The sequence below is a fragment of the Gordonia prachuapensis genome, from assembly GCF_036350515.1.
Lineage (GTDB): Bacteria > Actinomycetota > Actinomycetes > Mycobacteriales > Mycobacteriaceae > Gordonia > Gordonia prachuapensis.
On the sequence record NZ_JAZDUE010000009.1, the window covers coordinates 183,357 to 201,399 of the forward strand.

Here is an 18,043-nt window from a genome sequence, read left to right on the forward strand (position 1 = left end):
CCGCAAGGTTGGCGGTGGGGTCGGCGGTGGGCGGAGTTCGGGGCGGAGGAGCAGAGATGAATCAGGAACAGACGACGAGAATGGCGGAGATCGTCCGCGAACTCCGCATCGAGGGTGACGACTCCGACGCCATCCTGCGCCGCATCTCCAAAGCCGCGGTCGCGTCCGTACCGGGCAGCGAGTACGCCAGCGTCACCCTGGTGACGGGCGGCCAGATCGAGACCCCGGTCGTCGTCGGCGACCTCGCGGGCAAGTCGGATGCCCTGCAGCGCGAGTTCAGCGAGGGGCCGTGCGTACGGTCGGCCGTCGACGACACCACGATCATCATCGACGACATGCGACACGAGAGCCGCTGGCCCCGGTACGCCGCCGCGGCGACCGAACTCGGCATCGCGTCGATGGCCTGTTTCTGCCTCTACATCGACGGCCACGACTTCGGCGCACTGAACCTGCTGAGCACCACCACCCACGCGTTCGATCCGGATGCGCTGGCGGTGGGCCAGTTGTTCGCCGCGCACTGCGCGAGCGCGTTCTCCGCCGTCCGGGAGAAGGACCAGTTGCTCACCGCGTTGAGTTCGCGCGACATCATCGGGCAGGCCAAGGGCATGATCATGGAGCGCTATCGGGTCGATGCGGACGAGGCGTTCCGACTGTTGGCGCGTCTGTCCCAGGAGAGCAACACCAAGCTGGCGACGGTCGCGCGGCAGATCATCGAGGCCGGGCCGGCGTAACTTCGCCTCAGCGCAACCGATCCCGATCCGGGAAGCCCTTCACCGGCTGACCACCGGCCGCCAGGTAGTCGGCAAGGCCTCCGCCGACGAGCGCGTGCGCCCCGGTGGCGGGACTGAAGAACATCATGCCGCGCTGGAAGAGCGCGATGACACCGTTGCCGTCGGGGGTCAGGTTCGGCACCCCGATCGCCTGGCCGAGCGGGCCGGTGATGCCGCCGAGTTCGTCGAATCTGCCGTTGATGGCGTCGGTGCCGATCGACAACAACTGCGACGACCCGGGCAGCAGCCGCTCGGGCAGCGCCATCAGGCTCCCGAGATCCAGTGCGCCGCCGGGACTGTCCGGTCCGGTCGGCGGTGTGACGATCCGCGGCTTGAACGCCTGACCCCGCACCGAGAAGAACGACGACTTCAGCTGCAGACGGGTGCGCGCCTCTTCGCCGCTGACCTCGACGGTGCCGCCGGACCCGACCGCGCGCACCTTGATCGCGCGGCCGTTCTCGGCGCCGAGTCCGTTGGCCTCGACGACCTCGAGGGCCCGCAGCGCTCCGACGCCGAAGGCCGATCCGACACTGCCGGCGCTGATGGTCGCGGTCCAGTTGTGGTTCGGCGAAACGGTGTCGCCGTCGTCGCGGACCGCGGGGAAGCGGCCGCCCGCGGAGTAGCCGCCGGTGGAGGCGGAGAACTCGGTGAACGCGGGTTTGCCGCCCTGCAACAGGATCTGGCCGGCCGTCTCGTCGGCGGCACGGTTGGTCCGGGGGTCCTCACCGGCGACTCCGCCGTAGACCTGGGAGTTCTGGGTGTCGTCGATCCGCTTGCCACCCGCGATCGCCGCCAGCGCATAGGTGCGGGCCGCCACCGCCTGGGCCTTGAGTGCCTCGAGGCCACCGGAATCGGCCCACCCGGGAACGCTTTCCTTCGGGATCACGCCTTTGACGTAGTCGTCGATGTGGATGCGGTTGGCCGCACGTCCGCCGTCGAAACCGAGGGCGCCGCGATAGGCCTGATTGGACCCGCAGTACTTCAGGAACTCGGCGGGCGGCCGGCTCGGGCCCATGTTGATCGGTTCGACGAACTGGGCCGGGACCGATCGCACGACACCGCCGCCACATCCGTTGCGGATGGTGGCGGTACCCCCGGACAGGCTGACCGCCTGTCCGGGAGCCACCATTTGGCCACCGACTCGCATCCCGGCGTCCGCGTGCACATTCACCGAGTTCTTTCCGGTCAGGATGACCGAGATCTCGGGCCTGTCCACCTTCCCCGCGGTGGTGCCGCCGTAATAGTGGCGCAAAATCTGTGTCGCCGACCAACCCTTCTGGGCGTAGCCGTACGCGCCCCACTGCCCCATCCCACGACCGTGTCCGTGACCGTGCCCGATCAGGACGACTTCGGAGCCCGCTGACAACACCACGTCGTCGTGCAGCACCCGCGGAGCCGTCAGCAGACCGCCGACCAGCAGCGCAGGCAGCAGCCCGATCGCGGCGAGCGACAGCGATCGGGTCCTGGCGTGCCGAGGGCGTACGTTCACCAACGTGCTCGGTACCTTCCGTGGGCGCAGCGAGTGTTACTCGTGTGACTGTTGTGACAGTAGTTAACGATTGTCGATGGCGTCCAGTCAGGGAGATAACAACCGCGCATCGAGTGGACCGGGCAGCATGATGGACTTTTCGAACCAGTCCGACTAGTCCGTATCGGCGTAGCCTCGTTCCCGTGAAGACCATCACCAGCACCGAGGCGAAGTCGCGGCTCAATGCTGTACTCGCCGAGGTCGAGCGGACCGGAGTCGCCGTCACCATCACCAGTCACGGGCGGCCGGTGGCCGTGCTGTCGCCGGTGACGTCGCGCCCTCGGACGTTCGGACAGCTGCCCGACGTCGTGGTACCGGATGACTTCGACGAGCCCCTGCCCGACACCGAACTGTCGGGATGGGAGGGGCTGCCACGTCCGGAGGGCGGCAGGTGACCGCGATCCTGCTCGACACGAACGCGCTGTTGTGGCTGGTGTCGGCACCGGACCGCGTGTCGGACCGGGCTCGCGGCATCCTCGCCGACCAGACGAACGAGCTCTTCGTATCGGCGGTGTCCGCGTGGGAACTGGCGATCAAGACACGCCTGGGTCGTATCGACGCGGACCCGCTGTTGTCCGCCTGGGACGCAACCGTGGCCGGACTGAGTGCGGTCGACCTGCCCATCGATTCTGCCGATGCCGCCATGGCGGGGCGGCTGCCGTGGGAGCACAGAGACCCGTTCGACCGCATGATCGTCGCCCAGGCCAGCAGGCGCGGCCTGATGATCGCCACCAGCGATCGTCAGATCATCGCGGGCGCAATGACATCCGTGCTCGACACCCGCTGATCGATCGCAAAATCGCGGCGTTACGCCGGCATCCGATCGCGCATGATCTCGGCGAGTTGGGTGCGCGCCCGGTTCAGCCGCGACTTCACGGTCTGCACGCCGACACCCTGATGCACCGCGATGTCCGCGTAGGTCATGTCGCCGAATTCGCGCAGCACGATGGCCTCGCGGAAGTCCTCGGGCAGTTGGGACAGCGCGTCGCGCAACGCATCTCGCAGGGCGAGGCGTTCGTCGAACCGGGGCCCCTCGTCGTCGTCGGAGAGCTGGATCGGCTGCTCGGGATCGGTGAAATCGGTGATCTGCGTGTTGGTCTTGCGGCGCCGGACCACCGACAGCGCGTTGTTGGCGGCGATGCGATGCAGCCAGGTGGAGAAGCGGGCCTCGCCGCGGAACTTGTGCAGGTTCTGCCAGGCCGCGACGAGCGTGTTCTGCAGGGCGTCCTCGGCGTCGTGCGGGTTGCCGCAGATGTTGAGGCACACCGCCCACACATGATTCCGGTGCGCGCCCACGATCTCGGCGAAGGCATGCTGATCGCCTTCGCGCGCCTGCATCAGCAGCGCCGCCTCGTCGGTCACGTCCACCAACCCATCAGATCCCCCACCCCACGTCAGAGATCGTAGTGGTCGTCGTCGGGTTGGTCGCCGGCATCGGGGATGTGTCCGCCGACGTCATCCGAACTGCCCTCGGTGTCGCCGCTGTCCAGGTCGGCGTCGCGGTACTCGGTGTCACCGGTGTCGTCGTCGAGCGCGGGCGACGGGTGGGTATCCCCCGGCTCGTTGTCCACCGCCGGCTCGACGATGATCTCGTCGTCGTCACCGTCCGCCGGTGGCGTGTCGTCCATGTCGGGAACGGTGTCGGGGTCGGCCGTCGCCGACGGATCGAATGCGGCCTGCATCGCGCCGTTCCAGACGTCGTCGGGCGGCGGGGGTGCGGTGGCGGGGTCGATGCCGAGCGTAGCCAGGATGGACGGCTCCTCCTCGTGCATGTGCTGCCCTCCGATCGGATGAATCCGGTGTCGCCACCTCGCGGTGGCCGGTCCCTTATGTGATGCTACGGCCCGACCGCTTTGTTCCTCCGCACAACCGCCGGTCATCTCCGTGGGACGCCGTCGCCGAGATCCGCGGTCCGAAACCTCCGGGAACATTTCCACCACCCGGGTACATCAGACGAACGACAGGCTCGACCACACAGACCAGAAAGGCCATCAGAGATGCGCTCCATGAACCAGAACCCCACCGGCCAGGACTCGACTGCGTCCAACCCGACCGGGCAGCAGGACCCGACCTCGCAGCAGGACACCGTCCGCTACACCACCGACGCCGAGGGCAACGACATCGCGGTGCACTACGACGCCGCCGGCAACGTCTCGCTCGTCCAGGCCGACACCGACGGCGACGGCCGGTATGACACCGCGGCCGCGACCGCCGCCGACGGCACCACGATCGTGGCGCACGACGAGGACGGCGACGGCCGCGCCGACACCATCGCCCACGTGGACCAGAGCGGCGATCTGACCCGCGTGGACACCGTCGAGGACGGACAGATCGTGGCGACCACCCTCGACCAGAGCGGCGACGGCCGGCCGGACACCGTTCTCGAGGACACCGACCGCGACGGCGTCTACGACCGGATCTCCTACGACCGGGACGGGGACGGTCGCGTCGACTACGTCGCCGTCGACTCCGACAGCGACGGCGAGCTCGACACCTTTGCCGCCGACAACGATGGTGACGGTCAGGCCGATGCCTACTCCGGTCCGGACGGTTCCTACGGCGGCGGCCAGGGCGGCTACGGCTCCGACGACAGCGTCCTCTGACGCCGCCTCCTCCCTCGGCTCCACACCCCGTTCGTCCCCCGGGTATCGACCCCGGGGGACGAACTTTGTTGTGCGCCTGATTAAATCCTTCAGCGGCGGCGGTCGAGCTGCAGGCGTGAGGCGGTGTAGACGACGAGGATCGTCGAGATCAGCAGCAGTGCGCTGTAGGCGAGCACCACGTTGGAGCCGGTGGGCTCCCAGAGTGCGGCGCCGTCGGTCTGGGGTGCCAGCGGCGAGATCCTGTTGAGGTCGACCGCACTCGCCGCGCCCGCATAGCCCCAGTACGACGGGAACAGCCACGACAACTGGGCGAGGACCGGGGTGGTCAGTCGGAACAGTCCGCCGCAGAACACCAGTTGCGCGAGCACCAACACCACCAGCGGCGGCATCGTCTGTTCGACCGAGGAGACCTTCGCCGAGACGGCAAGTCCCACAATGGTGCTCACACAGGCGAGCGCGGCCACCGCACAGAACAATCCCAGCGGCGCCGCACCTGGCACCCCGGCCGAGGGAATTCCCTTGCCCGCGAACGTGATGATCATCATGACGGCGGTCTGTGCGACGGCGACACCGGAGAAGACGGTGATCTTGGCGGCCAGATAGGCTCCCGGCCGCAGACCGACCGCACGTTCGCGCTCGAAGATGTCGCGCTCGCCGACGAGGTCCCGGATGGTCAGCGCGGTTCCCATGAACGTCGCTCCCACCACGAGGATCACCAGGATCTGCAGCGCCTCACCGGCGGTGTCGGTCGCCTCGTTGACGCCGAAACCACTCGAGCCGGGGATGATCAGCGTCAGCAGGCCCAGCACCACCGGCAGCAGACCGAGGAATGCCAGGTACCCGGGATCGGCGAGGATCAATCGTAGCTGACGGCGGATCAAGGTGCTGCACTGTTCGATTGCGGTTGCCTGCGGTGCGCACACCACCGCCCCGGTACGCCGGCGGATCGGCACCGACGGGGCGCGGTGCGTGCGATCGAGGTGGCGCTGGTGAGCGAGGCCGGGATGCGCGGCGACGAACGCGAAGATCTCCGCCCAGTCCGCGCTGCCCATCGCGGCGGGCACCTCGTCGGGCCGACCGACGAACGCGGTACGGCCGCCGGGCGCCAAGAGCAGCACCTGGTCGCACATCGCGAGATGAGTCAGGGAGTGCGTCACCACCAGCACCACGCGTCCGGCGTCGGCGAGACGTCGCAGCGCACCCATCACCTGCCGGTCGAGCGCGGGGTCGAGGCCCGAGGTCGGTTCGTCGAGGATCAGCAACGACGGCCCCGTGAGCAGTTCCATCGCCATCGACGCACGTTTGCGCTGTCCGCCGGACAGGTTGTCGACGCGGGTGTCGAGATGCTCGGTGAGGTGCAGTTCGGCGAGGACTCCGGCGATCACCCGGTCGCGATCGCCGTCCGACAGATCCGGCGGCAGCCGCAGTTCGGCTGCGTAGCCGAGCGCCTCCCGCAAGGTCAGCCGACGATGCAGGACATCGTTCTGGGGGACCATCCCGATCCGGGTGTGCAGGGCGTCGTACTCGCCGTGGACGTCGCGTCCCTCGAACGTGACGAGACCCGCCGACGGGGTGGACAGGCCGGCGACGACCCGGGACACCGTCGACTTGCCGGCCCCCGACGGCCCGATCACGGCGGTCAGTGTTCCTGGGCGCGCGGTGAATTCGATGTCGCGCAGCAGTGTGGTGCCGCCGTCGACGGTCAGGCCGATGCCGTGCACGTGCAGTCCGTCGGAGGCTGCGCTCGGCGTCTGTCCGCGCACCAGGACGTCTCCGCGGACGACGAAATCGCTGTTGCCGATGGTGATCACCGAATCATCGGCCAGCCAGGCCCGCGCGGTGCGGTGACCGTCGACGTAGGTTCCGTTGCTGCTCGCGAGGTCTTCGATCATCAGCTGTCCGTCGGCCTGCGCGACGATCCGGGCGTGCCGGCGGGAGGCGAGCATGTCGTCGACGACGACGTCGTTGTCGGGGGTGCGGCCGATCGTGAGGATGCCGTGCAGGGTGATCGCGGTGCCGTGGTCGTCGTGGCGCATCGGCATCAGATGGGGGGCGCCGGGCAGCCGCGGTGGCCCCGGCTCGTCGTCGGTGAAGGTGATGCACAGGGTCGGGCCGTCATCGGGGTCGCCGAGCCGGATCTGCGTGGACGCGGTCACGAGGATCTCGGTGACCGCGACGCCGGCCGCGTAGGCCGGCGTCGCCGGATCGTCGGCGGTGACCCACCAACTGTTCGTGCGCCACTCGATGCGCAGGTGTCGGTCGGCGACCAGCGGGTGGTCGACGACCACGTCGTTCTCCGGCGCCGCCCCGACCGTGAGCTGCGGTTCGTCACCCAGCCCGTGGACGGCGTCCCCCACGGTGACGGTCCCGCGGATCATCGTGGTCATCACGTGGGTGATCCGCGGCGGTTCAGAATGCGTCGGGGGCGTCGAGGGTCGTGTCGTCGCCCCCGGTGTAGCTGACACTGTCGGCCTGTCCGTCGCCGTCGGTGTCGGTCACCACGGTGTCCGGAGATCCGTCGTTGTCGGCGTCCATCACGGTGGTCTCGTACCCGCCGTCGCGGTCGGTGTCGACGAACTGCACGTCGAGGTTGCCGTCGCCGTCGACGTCGATCGCCGACGACACGACCTGTCCGTCCTCGATGTGATTGATCTGCATGACGTCGCCGGTCTCCGACAGCTGCGCCACCACGTCGGCGGAACCGTCGTCGTCGGAGTCGGATTCGACGATGGTGGTGCCGTCCGGGCCGCCGTAGACGAGGGTGTCGAAGGTGCCGTTGTCGTCGGTGTCGGCTTCGACCAGCACGACGTTGCCGTTGTCGTCGAGGTAGGTGTTGATCGGGGTGCCCTCGGCGGTGGTGCCGTGCACCACGTCGGCGTTACCGTCGCGGTCGATGTCGACGGCGCTGTGCGTGGTGCCCTGTGCGGCGTTCTCGGGTGCCGCGCTCTCGGTGGTGGGGGTGCTGGTGCCGGGGGTGCTGGTGCTGTCGGACATCGCTGCTGCCTTTCGTCGTCCCCCGCTCGGCGAGGGCGTCTGCTGTTGTCGGGGATCAGACGCAGGCAGCAGCCGCAGATGTTCCCGCCGGGATGGATCGCCAGGTCAGGACATCCTGCAGTCAGGACATGAGTCCCGAGCGGGTCAGGAAGGTCCGACCGTCTTCCACCGAGGCGACACCGAAGACCTTCAGGTTCAGGCCCGACGACGTGTTGGCGTAGTCGATCTTGTAGTCCGAGGTGGCCGGTCGCGGCGCGATGTCGGCGGCCGACACCCGGTTGGCATCCTCCACCAGCTCGCCGTCGCCGTTGGAGTAGATGCCGTTGCGGATGTCGACGATCATGCTGTCGGCTTCGTTGTCGTCGACGTGGAACATGATGAAGTAGCTGAGCGCATCGGGACTCCCGAGTTCGGCCAGCGAACCGTCGTCGGCGATGTCGCACATCATCTCGACCGCGTCGTTCTGGTTGAACCCCGTCTTGCGGCAGTTGTCCACGGATGCCTGCAGCGGGCCCGGAAGAGCCGCCATCAGATCGGCGTCGTCGGTGAGGATGCGGCCTCCGTCCTTGCCGGTCTCCCCTGCCGCGGTCGCCTCGGCCCCGGTCGCCCCGGCCCCGGTCGCCCCGGCACCGGTCCCGCCCGCGGCGCTCGACTCCGCGGCGATGTCGGGATTCGGGTCCTCATCGCCGGAAGTCATCAGCGCGACGGCCCCGGCACCGATGCCGATCACCGCGACGACCCCGACGGCGACTGCGGCGATCCGGCCCCACCGTCGTCCGCCCTTCTGCTGCCCGGACGAGGGAGAAGTCTGTTGGGGGCGAGACGGCGCAGGCCCGGCCGGGCGGGGACCCGAGGGTGGGCCCGATGCCGGGGGCGGCGGCATGAGGTCGGCGGCGCCCGGAACCGCAGTCGGCCGTTCGTTCGTCCGCGGCGTCGCCTCGGCAATTGCGGTCACCAGTGCGCCTTGTGCGACAACGGTTTTCGGGTCGTCGAGAGTGGCGACCGGGCCGAGTTCGTGGAGGCGTTGCTGGATCAGCGGGATTCGTGAGGAGCCGCCGGTGAGGTAGAGCGCGGTCAGTTGCGTGGGGTGGGTGATGCCCGCGTCGTACAGGGCGGCGCGGGTCAGTTGGATGGCCTGCCCGACCGCGGGGCCGATGAGTTCGTCGAATTCGTCGCGGGTGATCTGCAGGGTGGTCCGGCCGGTCGGGGTGGGCACCGTGATGGTGGCCGACGGCGCCTCGGACAGTAGTTCTTTCGCGTGCCGGATCGAATCCTGCAGACTCTGGACGACGTCGACGGGAGCCTCTCGGCTCAGCCAGTTCGCGAGATCCGGGTCGCGGTCGGCGACCCGGTCGGACACCCAGCGGCCGATCACCGCGTCGAGGTTCTTGCCGCCGAGGCCGTTGTCGCCGCGGGCCGCGATCACCTCGAACGAGTTGTGGGCCGTCACCGTGAGCACCGCGATGTCCAGTGTTCCACCACCGAAGTCGAAGACGGCGATCCGCGCGCCCGGCTGCATCGCGTGTGACCGTGAGTAGTGGGCGGCCGCGGCGCGCGGTTCGGAGATGGTGGTGATCCGTGACGGGTGGATTCCGGCGGCGGCCGCGGCGTCGATGAGGACGCGGATCTGCTGATGGGCCCACGCCTCCGGATGGGTGAGCACCACCTGGGCCGGGGGCGCACCCGCGTGGGCTGCCTTGCCGCGGGCCACGATCGCCCCGATCACGGCCGACACCAACGCATAGGTCGGCATCGTCTGCCCATTGACAGTGCAGGTCGGATCGGCCCCGATCAGCCGCTTGGGGGAGGCGACGAACCCCGCCGGATTCTGTTGTGCGGCATTGATGGCCGCGTCACCCACGGTGATCCGACCGGGCCCGGCGACATACACCGCCGACGGCATGAGGTTGCTGGTGTGCGACAACGACAAGGTCTCGATCCCGCCGCTGGTGGCGCCGGAATGCGCTGCGGCAGAGTTGGACGTGCCGAAATCGATGGCCAGTGTCCAGGCGGCGAATGTCATGGGTGTCGGGTCCTCGTTCAGGGGTTCAGTGAGGTCTGGGGGTCAGTGAGGTGCAGCGGTCAAGGCGGTGTAGGTCCGGATCAGCGTGACGATGGCGGCGTCCTCGGCAGCGGAACCGGTGGCCAGCGACCGTTGCTGGGCCGCGGCGAGCCGGCGCGACGCCTCGGCCGACACAGCCTGTGCGGGTGCGTCGTCGGGCAGTCCGAGATGCCCCGCTTGCGAGGTGGCGGTGAGCACGGTGCGCAGTTCGTCGGTGACCGCGGCCCGCGGGTCGGTGCGCAGCATCCGCTGGTAGTCCTCGAGCACGGTCACCATGTGCAGCGCCGGCGCCGACCGCAGCTGCGCCGCCAAGGACCGGATGCGGTCGCGGGCCGGGTGGGTGAACGCCAGTTGGTCGAGCCGGGCCAGGATCCGGTGTGCGCGGTGCAGAATCGCGAAACGCGTGGTGGATGCGTCCAGCGCGCGCATCAGCCCGCCGATACCGGACCGATCGGTGAGCCAGGCGTTGAGTGCGGCCGCGCCTCCGGCGGCTATTTCGCGTCCGTTGAGCACACCGTATTCGCCGAGCAGCGCGAGCAGTTGGATGCGGGTCGCCAGCGGCAGGACCTCGTCGGCGGCGTCGGTGTCGAAGGTGCGGATCACCTCGAGCGTGGGCATGCCCCGCAGCCGGGCGAGGGCCGCCGCGTGCTGCTCGGTCAGCATGCCGGTGTGGCTGGTCTGCGCCATCAGGCCCGAGATCGGGACCACCGCACTGACCGTCTCCGTCAGCTGCTGCGCCATGCGGACCGCGTGTTCCGTTGCGTGTCCGAGCGGGTCGCGCCGTCCGAGCGCGCCTTCGCCGAACGAGTCCGCGCGGGATAGCACCCCAAGCATGTTCAGCGGCGTGAACGGCAGCTGTGAGAGGAATTCGATCTCGTCGGTGCGGGGTGCGGCGTCGAACAGGAACACCGCCGCGTCGGCGTCGATCGAGGCGGTGCGGGTCTGCTCGAATCCGTCGATCATGGCGCGGCGGGTGGCGGCGTCGTTTGCGACGGTGAGCGTCGACAGGCCCGGTGTGTCGATGAGCGTCAGCCGCCGCAACGCCGCCGACGGCAGCCACCGGTCCACATATGCGATGTCCGGGGTGGCCAGCGGCAGCGGAAGGCGCTGCTGGTGATGACCGACCGCCATCGGATGCCGCCGGCCGTCCATCCCGACGACCTCGGCGCGCGACGGCGAACCGTCCTGGTAGACGGTGACGGTGTTGGTGGCCTCCAGCGCCGCCGTCTCGGCCACCGGCGCCCCGATCAGCGCGTTGACCAGTGTGGACTTACCGGCCTTGAGTCGCCCGACGATCACCACCCGCGGCGGCGACCACAGGATGGTGCCGATCGAGTTCGCATGCGCCGCAAGGTCGCCGCCGAGCGCGGCGAGCTGATGAAGGCCGCGGTCAAGCGTCGCGTGGACGGGATCGGGGTGCGTCACGACCGGCCACCCGCCATCAGTTGTTCGGCCGCCGCGATCCGCTTGTCGACGATCTGCAGGTTCGTCGTGAGCCGTTGCGTCGACTTCTCGCGTGCCGCGGCGTCGGCCGACGCGGCCTTCTGCACCTCGTTGATCGTCTTCTGCAGCTGTTCGATGTTGGTCCGCAGGTAGTCGCGGTAGCGGATGATTATCTCCGGACGCGATTGCGCCACCGCACTTTCCAGCAGCCGACCGGTGGCGCCCTTCGTGGTCGCGATGGTCTCGCGCAGCCACGTCAGCAGATTGGTCTTGCCGGCGCGGATCGCCCGGAAGCTCAGATTCACACCCACCCACACGGTGCCCACCACCAGGCCGACACCCATCAGCGCAGAGAGCCCGAGCAGTCCGCCCAACGACGACCCGCCGACGACGCCCATGGTCAGCAGCGTCGGGTCCAGCAGGCCGTGTCGTTTGCTGCCCACCTGATGGGTCTCGATCCGCTTGCCCTGCATGGACGCGACGATGCGGGTGCTGAGTTCCTCCCACACCGTCGGATCGTCGGCGAACCGGGGGGCGATGATCTCGTCGTGCAGGCGCTGCAGGAACGTCGACACCGTCTCCGCCATCGCCAGTTGCAGGTCGGTCTGCATGTCGGCGGTGAACTTCTGCGCGCTGCGTCGCAGGACCGCCATGCCGTGGGTGTTCACGTAGTTCGTCCACTTGTCGCGGATGTCGTCGAGCCGGCGCTCGAGGTCGTCGACCGCCGACTGCCGCAGCAGCGTCAGGTCGCGGGCGAGGTACTGCTCCCATTGCCGCGACTGTTCCTGCAGATCCGACAGGCGTTCCATGTCCGCGGTGAGGTCCGGCAGCGCGGCCGCGCCCTCCTGGACGGCGTCGAGTTCCCGGCTGACCTTCGCCCGCACCACCCGCAGTCCCTCCAGGCAGGTCCGGACCGCATCGAGATGCGGCAGTTCGGCGGCGGCGTCGAGGCGACGAACGATCTCCGCACGCAGCGCGGTGATCCCGCTGTCGTTCTCCAAGCGCGCCCGGATCGCCGGGTCGGGCGCGTCGGCGGCGACCACCGCAAGCAGACTGGAGACGCCCAGCACGGTGACCGGACGGTCGAGCTGCGCGACGAGGATCTGCTCGTTCTCGGCGACGATCTCCCGCCACCGCCGCAGGTTCTTGTCCGTCTTGGTCACCACCACGATCACCGAGTCGACGGTCGCGGTCGACTCGCGCACGAACTCCATCTCCGGCGCGGTGAGCGGCGACGACGCGTCGCACACGAGAACCAGCACACAGGCCTGTTCGGCGGACTGCGCGGCGAGGCGGGCGAGCCCCGAGTCGAGGCCGCCGACGCCGGGGGTGTCGACCAGCGTGACGTTGTCGATCCGGGCGTCGCGGACGGCCACGGCCGCGGCGGTGGGCAGTTCCTCGACACGCGGATCGCAGACCTTGGCACCCGTCGTGGTGACCCACTGCGGCACCTCTGTGGCGTCGATACGGCGGGCGCCGGTGGGGAAGAACAGTTCGGCGACGGTCGCGGATTCGAGCGCGGGATCCGGGGTCACGCTCAGTGCGACCGACGATGTCACGTCGACGCCCACCGGACACAGATCCCTCTGTCCGACAATCGCATTCACCAGGGAGCTCTTGCCGCGCTGCACCTCGCCGACGACCACGACGGTGCGTTCCTGGACGCCGCGGTTCAGCTTGGCGACGGCGACGTCGGCCAGGGCGTCCATCTGGTAGGCGCGGAGCACCTTCACCGCGCCGTCGACGACCGGGGCGGCGTCCGACGACGCGGACCGGGGGGCCGCTGCCTGCGGTGCGGACTCACCCATCGATGACATTCCCCCGGTCGTCGTACATCACGGAAACAGCAGAGCACGGTTCTCCGGTGTCCGCCGGGCCCGTAGTCTACCGAGATGAATTGTGCGCTGGTCATTCCTTCGGTGCACTAATCTGCAACCCGGACACCGGATGCCCTCCCGGGGAACATCACGCCGCGGCCGATGCGTCGAATGAGCATGACAACCGTGAGCGGCCGATCCGACACCAGGGGCCGCCGTGTGGCGAGAGGGAGCCGGCAGATGAAGCGTGTACCGACGGCAGCGCGGTGGCTGGGGGTGGTCGCGGCGGTTGTGGCACTCGCCGGCTGCACCGTGGAGGGAACACCGAGCACCACTGACGCGCTCGACTCGACGGCGGCCGAGCCGTCCATCGACGTCGCCGCCCTGGACACCGGCGCCTACCCGACCGAGCCGCGGGCGGAGTTCGGCACGGCGACCGAGGAGAACATCCTGGAGATCGAGGGACAGCGGATGGCGCAGTTTGTCGTCGTGCCGTTCGAGATCGACGCCGACCTCACCAAGAGCGGCATCCCGACCATGGTGATCTCCACGCGAGGCAACCTTCGCCTGGTGTTCTCACCCGAGGTGGCCGACGTACCCGCCAACCGGTCGATGCTCGGCGGTTACGTGTCCACGGCCTCCACACCCGACGAGAACCTGCGGGCCGGCAACAAGCGCAGTCTCAACAACATGGTGCTGCGCTACCAGACGGCCGACGATGCCGAGGCCGCCGCACGGCAGATGGCCGCGGCGGCCGCCGAGGGCGGCAGCACCCGACCGTCGACGCTGCCGGGATTGCCGGGCACCCTCGTCGTCCGCACGAACAGCGGCGGCGACCGGCAGATCCTGGCGTTCACGCCGCGCGACACCTACGTGCTCTATCAGTGGTACGAGACGACCCCGGAGCAGCAGGACCTGTTGGAACCCACGATCCGCAAGGCGATCGGCTTGCAGGGACCGCTGATCGACCGGTTCCCGGCCACCCCCACCCGCGCGGAGGCCGCCGCGCAGGGCATCACGGGTTCGAGCGCACCGCAGATCGACCAGGACCACGTCCTCATCTACGCGCTGCCCTACACCGACGAGGAGTTGGCGGACGCGGCGACCGGTGTGCCGGGCGGGAGCGTTCGTGCGGTCTACGGTCCGCGCGGGATGGCCCACACCAGCAGCGATCCGGTGACCGACTACAACGTGCTCACCGAGACCGGTTCCACCGCGAACGCCGTCGAACGTTCCACCGTGTATCGGGCGGAGACGTCCGACGGCGGACGGCAGATCGTCGAGGCGTTTCTCTCGTCGAATCGCAATCAGGGGTGGGAGGACATCGACAGCCCGCCGGGGTTGCCGATCGCCACCTGCCAGTCGAAGGAGCGGTTCTTCTATTGCCTGGTGCAGGACGGCCGATACGTCGCCTCGGTGTCGTCGCCGAGCCCGCAGGACGCCTACCAGCAGATATCCGCGCAGTACGTCATCCTGACGAAGGCCGACCAGCAGGCGGAATGATCAACGGGCGGCGTCGACCTGCATCGACCGGTCCTTGGTCTCCACGATGACCAGGGTGCACACCACGCTGACCGCGGAGAGCCCCGCCAGCATCACGCCGACCCAGATCGCACCCGGACCCGCGATCAGCGGCGCGGCGATCAGCGGCGGAATCGCTCCGCCGAAGATGCCCGCGAGGTTGTAGCCCATCCCGGCGCCGGTGTAGCGGTAGCGGGCCTCGAACAGTTCGGGCAGCAATGCTCCGGCCGGGCCGTAGGCGATCCCGAAGATCAGGAGCGTGCCCAGGAGGCCGATGAGGAAGGCCAGACCGCCGCCCGTTTCCAGGATCGGGAACAGCACCAGGGACCACGGCACGGCGAGCGCGCACGACGTCATGATCACGCGACGTCGGCCGATCCGGTCCGACCACATGGCCGACGCGGCGGTGGACAGTCCGAAGACCACCGCAGCCGCCATACCCGAGGTCAGCACGAAGGTGCGCGAGAGTTCGAGGGTCTTGGTGCCGTAGTTCGTCAGGAACGCCGTGCCCATGTAGAAGAGGGAGAACAAGCTGGCCAGCGCGCCGCCGGCGATCAGGATCTCCTTCCACTGGTGACGGACGGCGTCACCGAACGGCAGGACCGCCTGGGCATCCGTTCCGTGGGCCCCCTTTCCGTGGGCCTCCGTGCGCTGGATCTCCTGGGCACGCTGGGTCTCCCGGAACACCGGGGTCTCGGCGACCGCGAGGCGCACCCACAGACCCACCGCGACGAGCGCGAACGACAGGATGAACGGAATCCGCCAGCCGTAGTCGAGAAACGCCGAGCTCGCCTCGCCCAGTGTCAGATTGGCGATCAGGAAGGTGAGGCTGGACAAGAAGAATGCGAATGCCGGCCCCAGCTGCGGGAACATCGCGTACATCCCGCGTTTGCCCTCGGGGGCGTACTCCGCGGTCAGCAGGGTCGCGCCCGCCCATTCACCACCGACCGCGAAGCCCTGCAGGAAACGCAGGGCGACGAGCAAGATCGGCGCGAGGATGCCGATGCCCGATTCGGCGAAGCCGAACACACCGGTCTCGTAGCCCGGCAGCAGACCGATCGCCACGGTCGCCAGACCCATGATGAGCAGCGTCCAGACGAGGGTGCGTTTGCGGCCGATGCGGTCGCCGAAGTGCCCGAACAGCACGGCGCCGACGGGGCGCGCGAAGAAGGCGACGGCGAAGGTCGCGAACGAGGCGATCGTGGCGGTCACGTCGTCGGCGGCCGGGAAGAAGATGGTCGGGAACACCAGCGCGGCGGCCGTGCCGTAGATGAAGAAATCGTAGAACTCGATGGTGGTGCCGATCGAGCTCGCGGCGGCGACGCGCCGCAGGCTCGTCCGTGGCGGCTCGGTGGTGGTCGATTCCGGTTCTCTCGGGACCGGTGAGGTCGGTGCTGTCGGGGTCGTCGTCATGAATTGTCCTTGCTCTCAACAGGAACGAGGCGAGTCTGCCTCGGCGCACCCGGACCGGAGGTAGGTCACATCAACGATGAGTTGAGGGGTAGATCACACTCTGTCGAGACCGGGACGTTCGCGACACCCCCCAAAGGGGGGTTTGCACCGACGCCACATTCGTCACACTAGATAACAACTACATCACGGGTTGCTGAGAAGCGGCGTGCGCCGTCGTCGCCTCGAGGAGTCGGCCAGCACGATGGCGAACCATGCGCCGAGTTCGTCCCAACGCCCGTCCCAGGCCGTCGTTCGTTCTCGCGACGATCGCTGCCGCCATCGTCGCGAGCCCGTTCGCGATCATCGTCACCGGCTCGGACCCGCGCCCCACCGACAATCACCGCGAGGTCCCGCCGACCACCATCGATCAGGTCGGTTTGGCCGATGTGCCGTCCGTGGTGGTCGACATCGCCGAGTCGGGTCTCGCCGCGGCGGGTCTGCGGTTGCCCGAGATCGACCCGACGGCATTCGATCTGCCCGACGTGCCGCAACAGTCGCAGCCGGCGGCACCGCCGCCACCACCTGACGCGGACGAGGAGCCCGGATCCGATCCGGCGCCGACGTCCGAGCCCGCGCCTTCGCCAGCACCTTCGTCGACACCCAAGCCGGCACCCAAGGAGCCGCCGGCAGAGCGCGCCCCCGATGGGAAGGCGTCACCCGCACCGTCCGCGCCACCCGAGCCGCCGCGGATGGCGGACGGCCGCGAGGTCGGCGCTGCGGTGAAACACATCGTGCGCGACGAACCGCTGAAGATGGTCGCGTTCACCTGGGACCGTGCCGTCGATGCGTCGATGATGATGCGGGCCAAGGAGAAGGACGGGTCGTGGGGTGAGTGGATGACACTCGACCCGGTGGACGCGACGCACCCGGTGTCGGCGGAGCATCCGATGGGCACCGAACCGGTGTGGGTGGGTGACGCCAAGGAGGTCCAGGTCGCCGTCACCGACGAGGGTCTGGCGATCCCGGCGGCCGAGCCGCAGGGCGGCGGCGTTGCCGAATTGGGCATCGGGTCGGCGAGCACGATCGTCACCGAGCTGGTGACGACGGCCCTGTCGGCGTTGTCTGCGAACCTGATCAGCCCCGAGGGGCTGCTGTCGCTCGGATCGTCGTTGCTGACCCCGCTGCTGGGTGGCCCGTCGGTGGTCGGACGCGCCCAGTGGGGTGCCGACGAATCCGCCCGCTGTTCGCAGCCGCAGTACTCGCCGACCGCGCGGGCGGCGATCGTGCACCACACCGCCGGCAGCAATGACTACACACCCGAGCAGTCGGCCGAGATCGTGCGCGGCATCTACGCGTATCACGCACGCACCCTGAACTGGTGCGACATCGGCTACAACGTGCTCGTCGACAAGTACGGACAGATCTTCGAGGGCGCGTTCGGCGGGCTCGACCAGAACGTGCAGGGCACGCACACCGGCGGATTCAACAAAGACACCATCGGCATCTCGATGATCGGCAACCTGGACGAGATGGTGCCGCCGCCGGCGATGGTGAACTCGGTCGCGAACTTCCTGCGGTGGCGCCTGGGCAAGGCCGGCATCAACGCCAACGCGACCGCCCAGCTGACCGCGGAACCGTTCAGCGGCAGCAAGTTCCCGGCCGGCGCCGTCACCAACCTCCCGACCATCAGCGGCCACCGCGACTACAACAGCACCAGTTGCCCGGGCCAGCACGGCTACGCCGCACTCGGGCCGATCCGTGCGATGGTCGGCGGCGCACCGCCTCCGGCCCCACCGCAGGAGGCACCGCCGGAGGAGCAACCGGCGCCTCCGCCTCCCGCGGAGCCCGCGCCCGCACCGCCGCCTGCCGAGCCGGCGCCGCCGGCACCCGCACCTCCGCCCGCAGCCTGAGTA

General features: G+C 69.0%; 15 protein-coding genes. 6 read left to right on the forward strand and 9 right to left on the reverse strand.

Translation table 11 applies throughout. The annotated features are described in order from the left end of the window. The first annotated feature begins 56 nt into the window (after window positions 1-56). A complete protein-coding gene (locus tag V1Y59_RS12740) occupies window positions 57-731 on the forward strand; it encodes a GAF and ANTAR domain-containing protein (protein ID WP_330434245.1) in 675 nt (224 codons plus the stop codon). A gap of 7 nt (window positions 732-738) precedes the next feature. Here the strand turns inward: V1Y59_RS12740 and V1Y59_RS12745 are convergent, their stop codons facing one another. Further along, complete coding sequence (locus tag V1Y59_RS12745; protein ID WP_431309162.1) at window positions 739-2,259, reverse strand: SpoIID/LytB domain-containing protein; 1,521 nt, start codon at window positions 2,257-2,259, stop codon at window positions 739-741. A gap of 182 nt (window positions 2,260-2,441) precedes the next feature. Here V1Y59_RS12745 and V1Y59_RS12750 point away from each other — a divergent pair, with 182 nt between their 5' ends. Continuing rightward, the gene (locus V1Y59_RS12750) at window positions 2,442-2,693 is read left to right on the forward strand and encodes a type II toxin-antitoxin system Phd/YefM family antitoxin (protein WP_330505324.1); all 252 of its coding nucleotides are present in this window, start codon (window positions 2,442-2,444) and stop codon (window positions 2,691-2,693) included. Beyond that, on the forward strand, window positions 2,690-3,085 hold the full coding sequence (locus tag V1Y59_RS12755) for a type II toxin-antitoxin system VapC family toxin (protein WP_330505325.1): 396 nt from the start codon (window positions 2,690-2,692) through the stop codon (window positions 3,083-3,085). The genes V1Y59_RS12750 and V1Y59_RS12755 overlap by 4 nt, the downstream gene beginning before the upstream one ends. A 20-nt stretch (window positions 3,086-3,105) precedes the next feature. On the opposite strand, the gene V1Y59_RS12760 is transcribed toward V1Y59_RS12755, so the two are convergent. Both V1Y59_RS12760 and V1Y59_RS12765 read right to left on the reverse strand, forming a co-directional pair. Then, on the reverse strand, window positions 3,106-3,636 hold the full coding sequence (locus tag V1Y59_RS12760) for an RNA polymerase sigma factor (protein ID WP_330434456.1): 531 nt from the start codon (window positions 3,634-3,636) through the stop codon (window positions 3,106-3,108). Window positions 3,637-3,692: 56 nt separating this feature from the next. Next, on the reverse strand, window positions 3,693-4,070 hold the full coding sequence (locus tag V1Y59_RS12765; protein WP_330505326.1) for a hypothetical protein: 378 nt from the start codon (window positions 4,068-4,070) through the stop codon (window positions 3,693-3,695). A 234-nt stretch (window positions 4,071-4,304) separates the two neighbouring features. Here V1Y59_RS12765 and V1Y59_RS12770 point away from each other — a divergent pair, with 234 nt between their 5' ends. Beyond that, window positions 4,305-4,901, forward strand: coding sequence for a hypothetical protein (locus V1Y59_RS12770; protein ID WP_330505327.1), 597 nt, complete (start codon window positions 4,305-4,307; stop codon window positions 4,899-4,901). 89 nt (window positions 4,902-4,990) lie between these two features. On the opposite strand, the gene V1Y59_RS12775 is transcribed toward V1Y59_RS12770, so the two are convergent. From V1Y59_RS12775 to V1Y59_RS12795, 5 genes are all read right to left on the reverse strand, one after another. Further along, window positions 4,991-7,279 carry an ATP-binding cassette domain-containing protein gene (locus V1Y59_RS12775; RefSeq protein WP_330505378.1) on the reverse strand — a complete coding sequence of 763 codons (2,289 nt, stop codon included), beginning with the start codon at window positions 7,277-7,279 and terminating at the stop codon, window positions 4,991-4,993. A gap of 31 nt (window positions 7,280-7,310) precedes the next feature. Beyond that, on the reverse strand, window positions 7,311-7,895 hold the full coding sequence (locus tag V1Y59_RS12780) for a hypothetical protein (RefSeq protein ID WP_330505328.1): 585 nt from the start codon (window positions 7,893-7,895) through the stop codon (window positions 7,311-7,313). A 121-nt stretch (window positions 7,896-8,016) separates the two neighbouring features. Continuing rightward, the gene (locus tag V1Y59_RS12785) at window positions 8,017-9,918 is read right to left on the reverse strand and encodes an Hsp70 family protein (protein ID WP_330505329.1); all 1,902 of its coding nucleotides are present in this window, start codon (window positions 9,916-9,918) and stop codon (window positions 8,017-8,019) included. A 42-nt stretch (window positions 9,919-9,960) separates the two neighbouring features. Next, window positions 9,961-11,382, reverse strand: coding sequence for a GTPase (locus V1Y59_RS12790; protein ID WP_330505330.1), 1,422 nt, complete (start codon window positions 11,380-11,382; stop codon window positions 9,961-9,963). Beyond that, window positions 11,379-13,208: a dynamin family protein gene (locus V1Y59_RS12795; RefSeq protein WP_330505331.1), complete on the reverse strand. Its 1,830-nt coding sequence runs from the start codon at window positions 13,206-13,208 to the stop codon at window positions 11,379-11,381. Before V1Y59_RS12795 ends, V1Y59_RS12790 begins: the two co-directional genes overlap by 4 nt. 249 nt (window positions 13,209-13,457) lie before the next feature. Between V1Y59_RS12795 and V1Y59_RS12800 the strand changes: the two genes are divergently transcribed. Continuing rightward, window positions 13,458-14,720, forward strand: a complete 1,263-nt coding sequence (locus V1Y59_RS12800; protein WP_330505332.1) for a DUF7373 family lipoprotein — start codon at window positions 13,458-13,460, stop codon at window positions 14,718-14,720. On the opposite strand, the gene V1Y59_RS12805 is transcribed toward V1Y59_RS12800, so the two are convergent. Further along, complete coding sequence (locus V1Y59_RS12805; protein WP_330505333.1) at window positions 14,721-16,151, reverse strand: MFS transporter; 1,431 nt, start codon at window positions 16,149-16,151, stop codon at window positions 14,721-14,723. It abuts the gene before it with no gap. 251 nt (window positions 16,152-16,402) lie between these two features. Here V1Y59_RS12805 and V1Y59_RS12810 point away from each other — a divergent pair, with 251 nt between their 5' ends. Beyond that, the gene (locus tag V1Y59_RS12810; RefSeq protein ID WP_330505334.1) at window positions 16,403-18,040 is read left to right on the forward strand and encodes a peptidoglycan recognition protein family protein; all 1,638 of its coding nucleotides are present in this window, start codon (window positions 16,403-16,405) and stop codon (window positions 18,038-18,040) included. Window positions 18,041-18,043 lie beyond the last annotated feature (3 nt).

Bases quoted from the DNA above. Each gene is read 5' to 3' on its own strand.
- V1Y59_RS12800 (WP_330505332.1), top strand. From the start codon at position 13,458: ATGAAGCGTGTACCGACGGCAGCGCGGTGGCTGGGGGTGGTCGCGGCG.
- V1Y59_RS12785 (WP_330505329.1), bottom strand. From the start codon at position 9,918: ATGACATTCGCCGCCTGGACACTGGCCATCGATTTCGGCACGTCCAAC.
- V1Y59_RS12740 (WP_330434245.1), top strand. From the start codon at position 57: ATGAATCAGGAACAGACGACGAGAATGGCGGAGATCGTCCGCGAACTC.
- V1Y59_RS12805 (WP_330505333.1), bottom strand. From the start codon at position 16,151: ATGACGACGACCCCGACAGCACCGACCTCACCGGTCCCGAGAGAACCG.
- V1Y59_RS12760 (WP_330434456.1), bottom strand. From the start codon at position 3,636: ATGCAGGCGCGCGAAGGCGATCAGCATGCCTTCGCCGAGATCGTGGGC.
- V1Y59_RS12775 (WP_330505378.1), bottom strand. From the start codon at position 7,279: ATGATCCGCGGGACCGTCACCGTGGGGGACGCCGTCCACGGGCTGGGT.
- V1Y59_RS12765 (WP_330505326.1), bottom strand. From the start codon at position 4,070: ATGCACGAGGAGGAGCCGTCCATCCTGGCTACGCTCGGCATCGACCCC.
- V1Y59_RS12810 (WP_330505334.1), top strand. From the start codon at position 16,403: ATGCGCCGAGTTCGTCCCAACGCCCGTCCCAGGCCGTCGTTCGTTCTC.
- V1Y59_RS12770 (WP_330505327.1), top strand. From the start codon at position 4,305: ATGAACCAGAACCCCACCGGCCAGGACTCGACTGCGTCCAACCCGACC.
- V1Y59_RS12795 (WP_330505331.1), bottom strand. From the start codon at position 13,208: ATGGGTGAGTCCGCACCGCAGGCAGCGGCCCCCCGGTCCGCGTCGTCG.
- V1Y59_RS12780 (WP_330505328.1), bottom strand. From the start codon at position 7,895: ATGTCCGACAGCACCAGCACCCCCGGCACCAGCACCCCCACCACCGAG.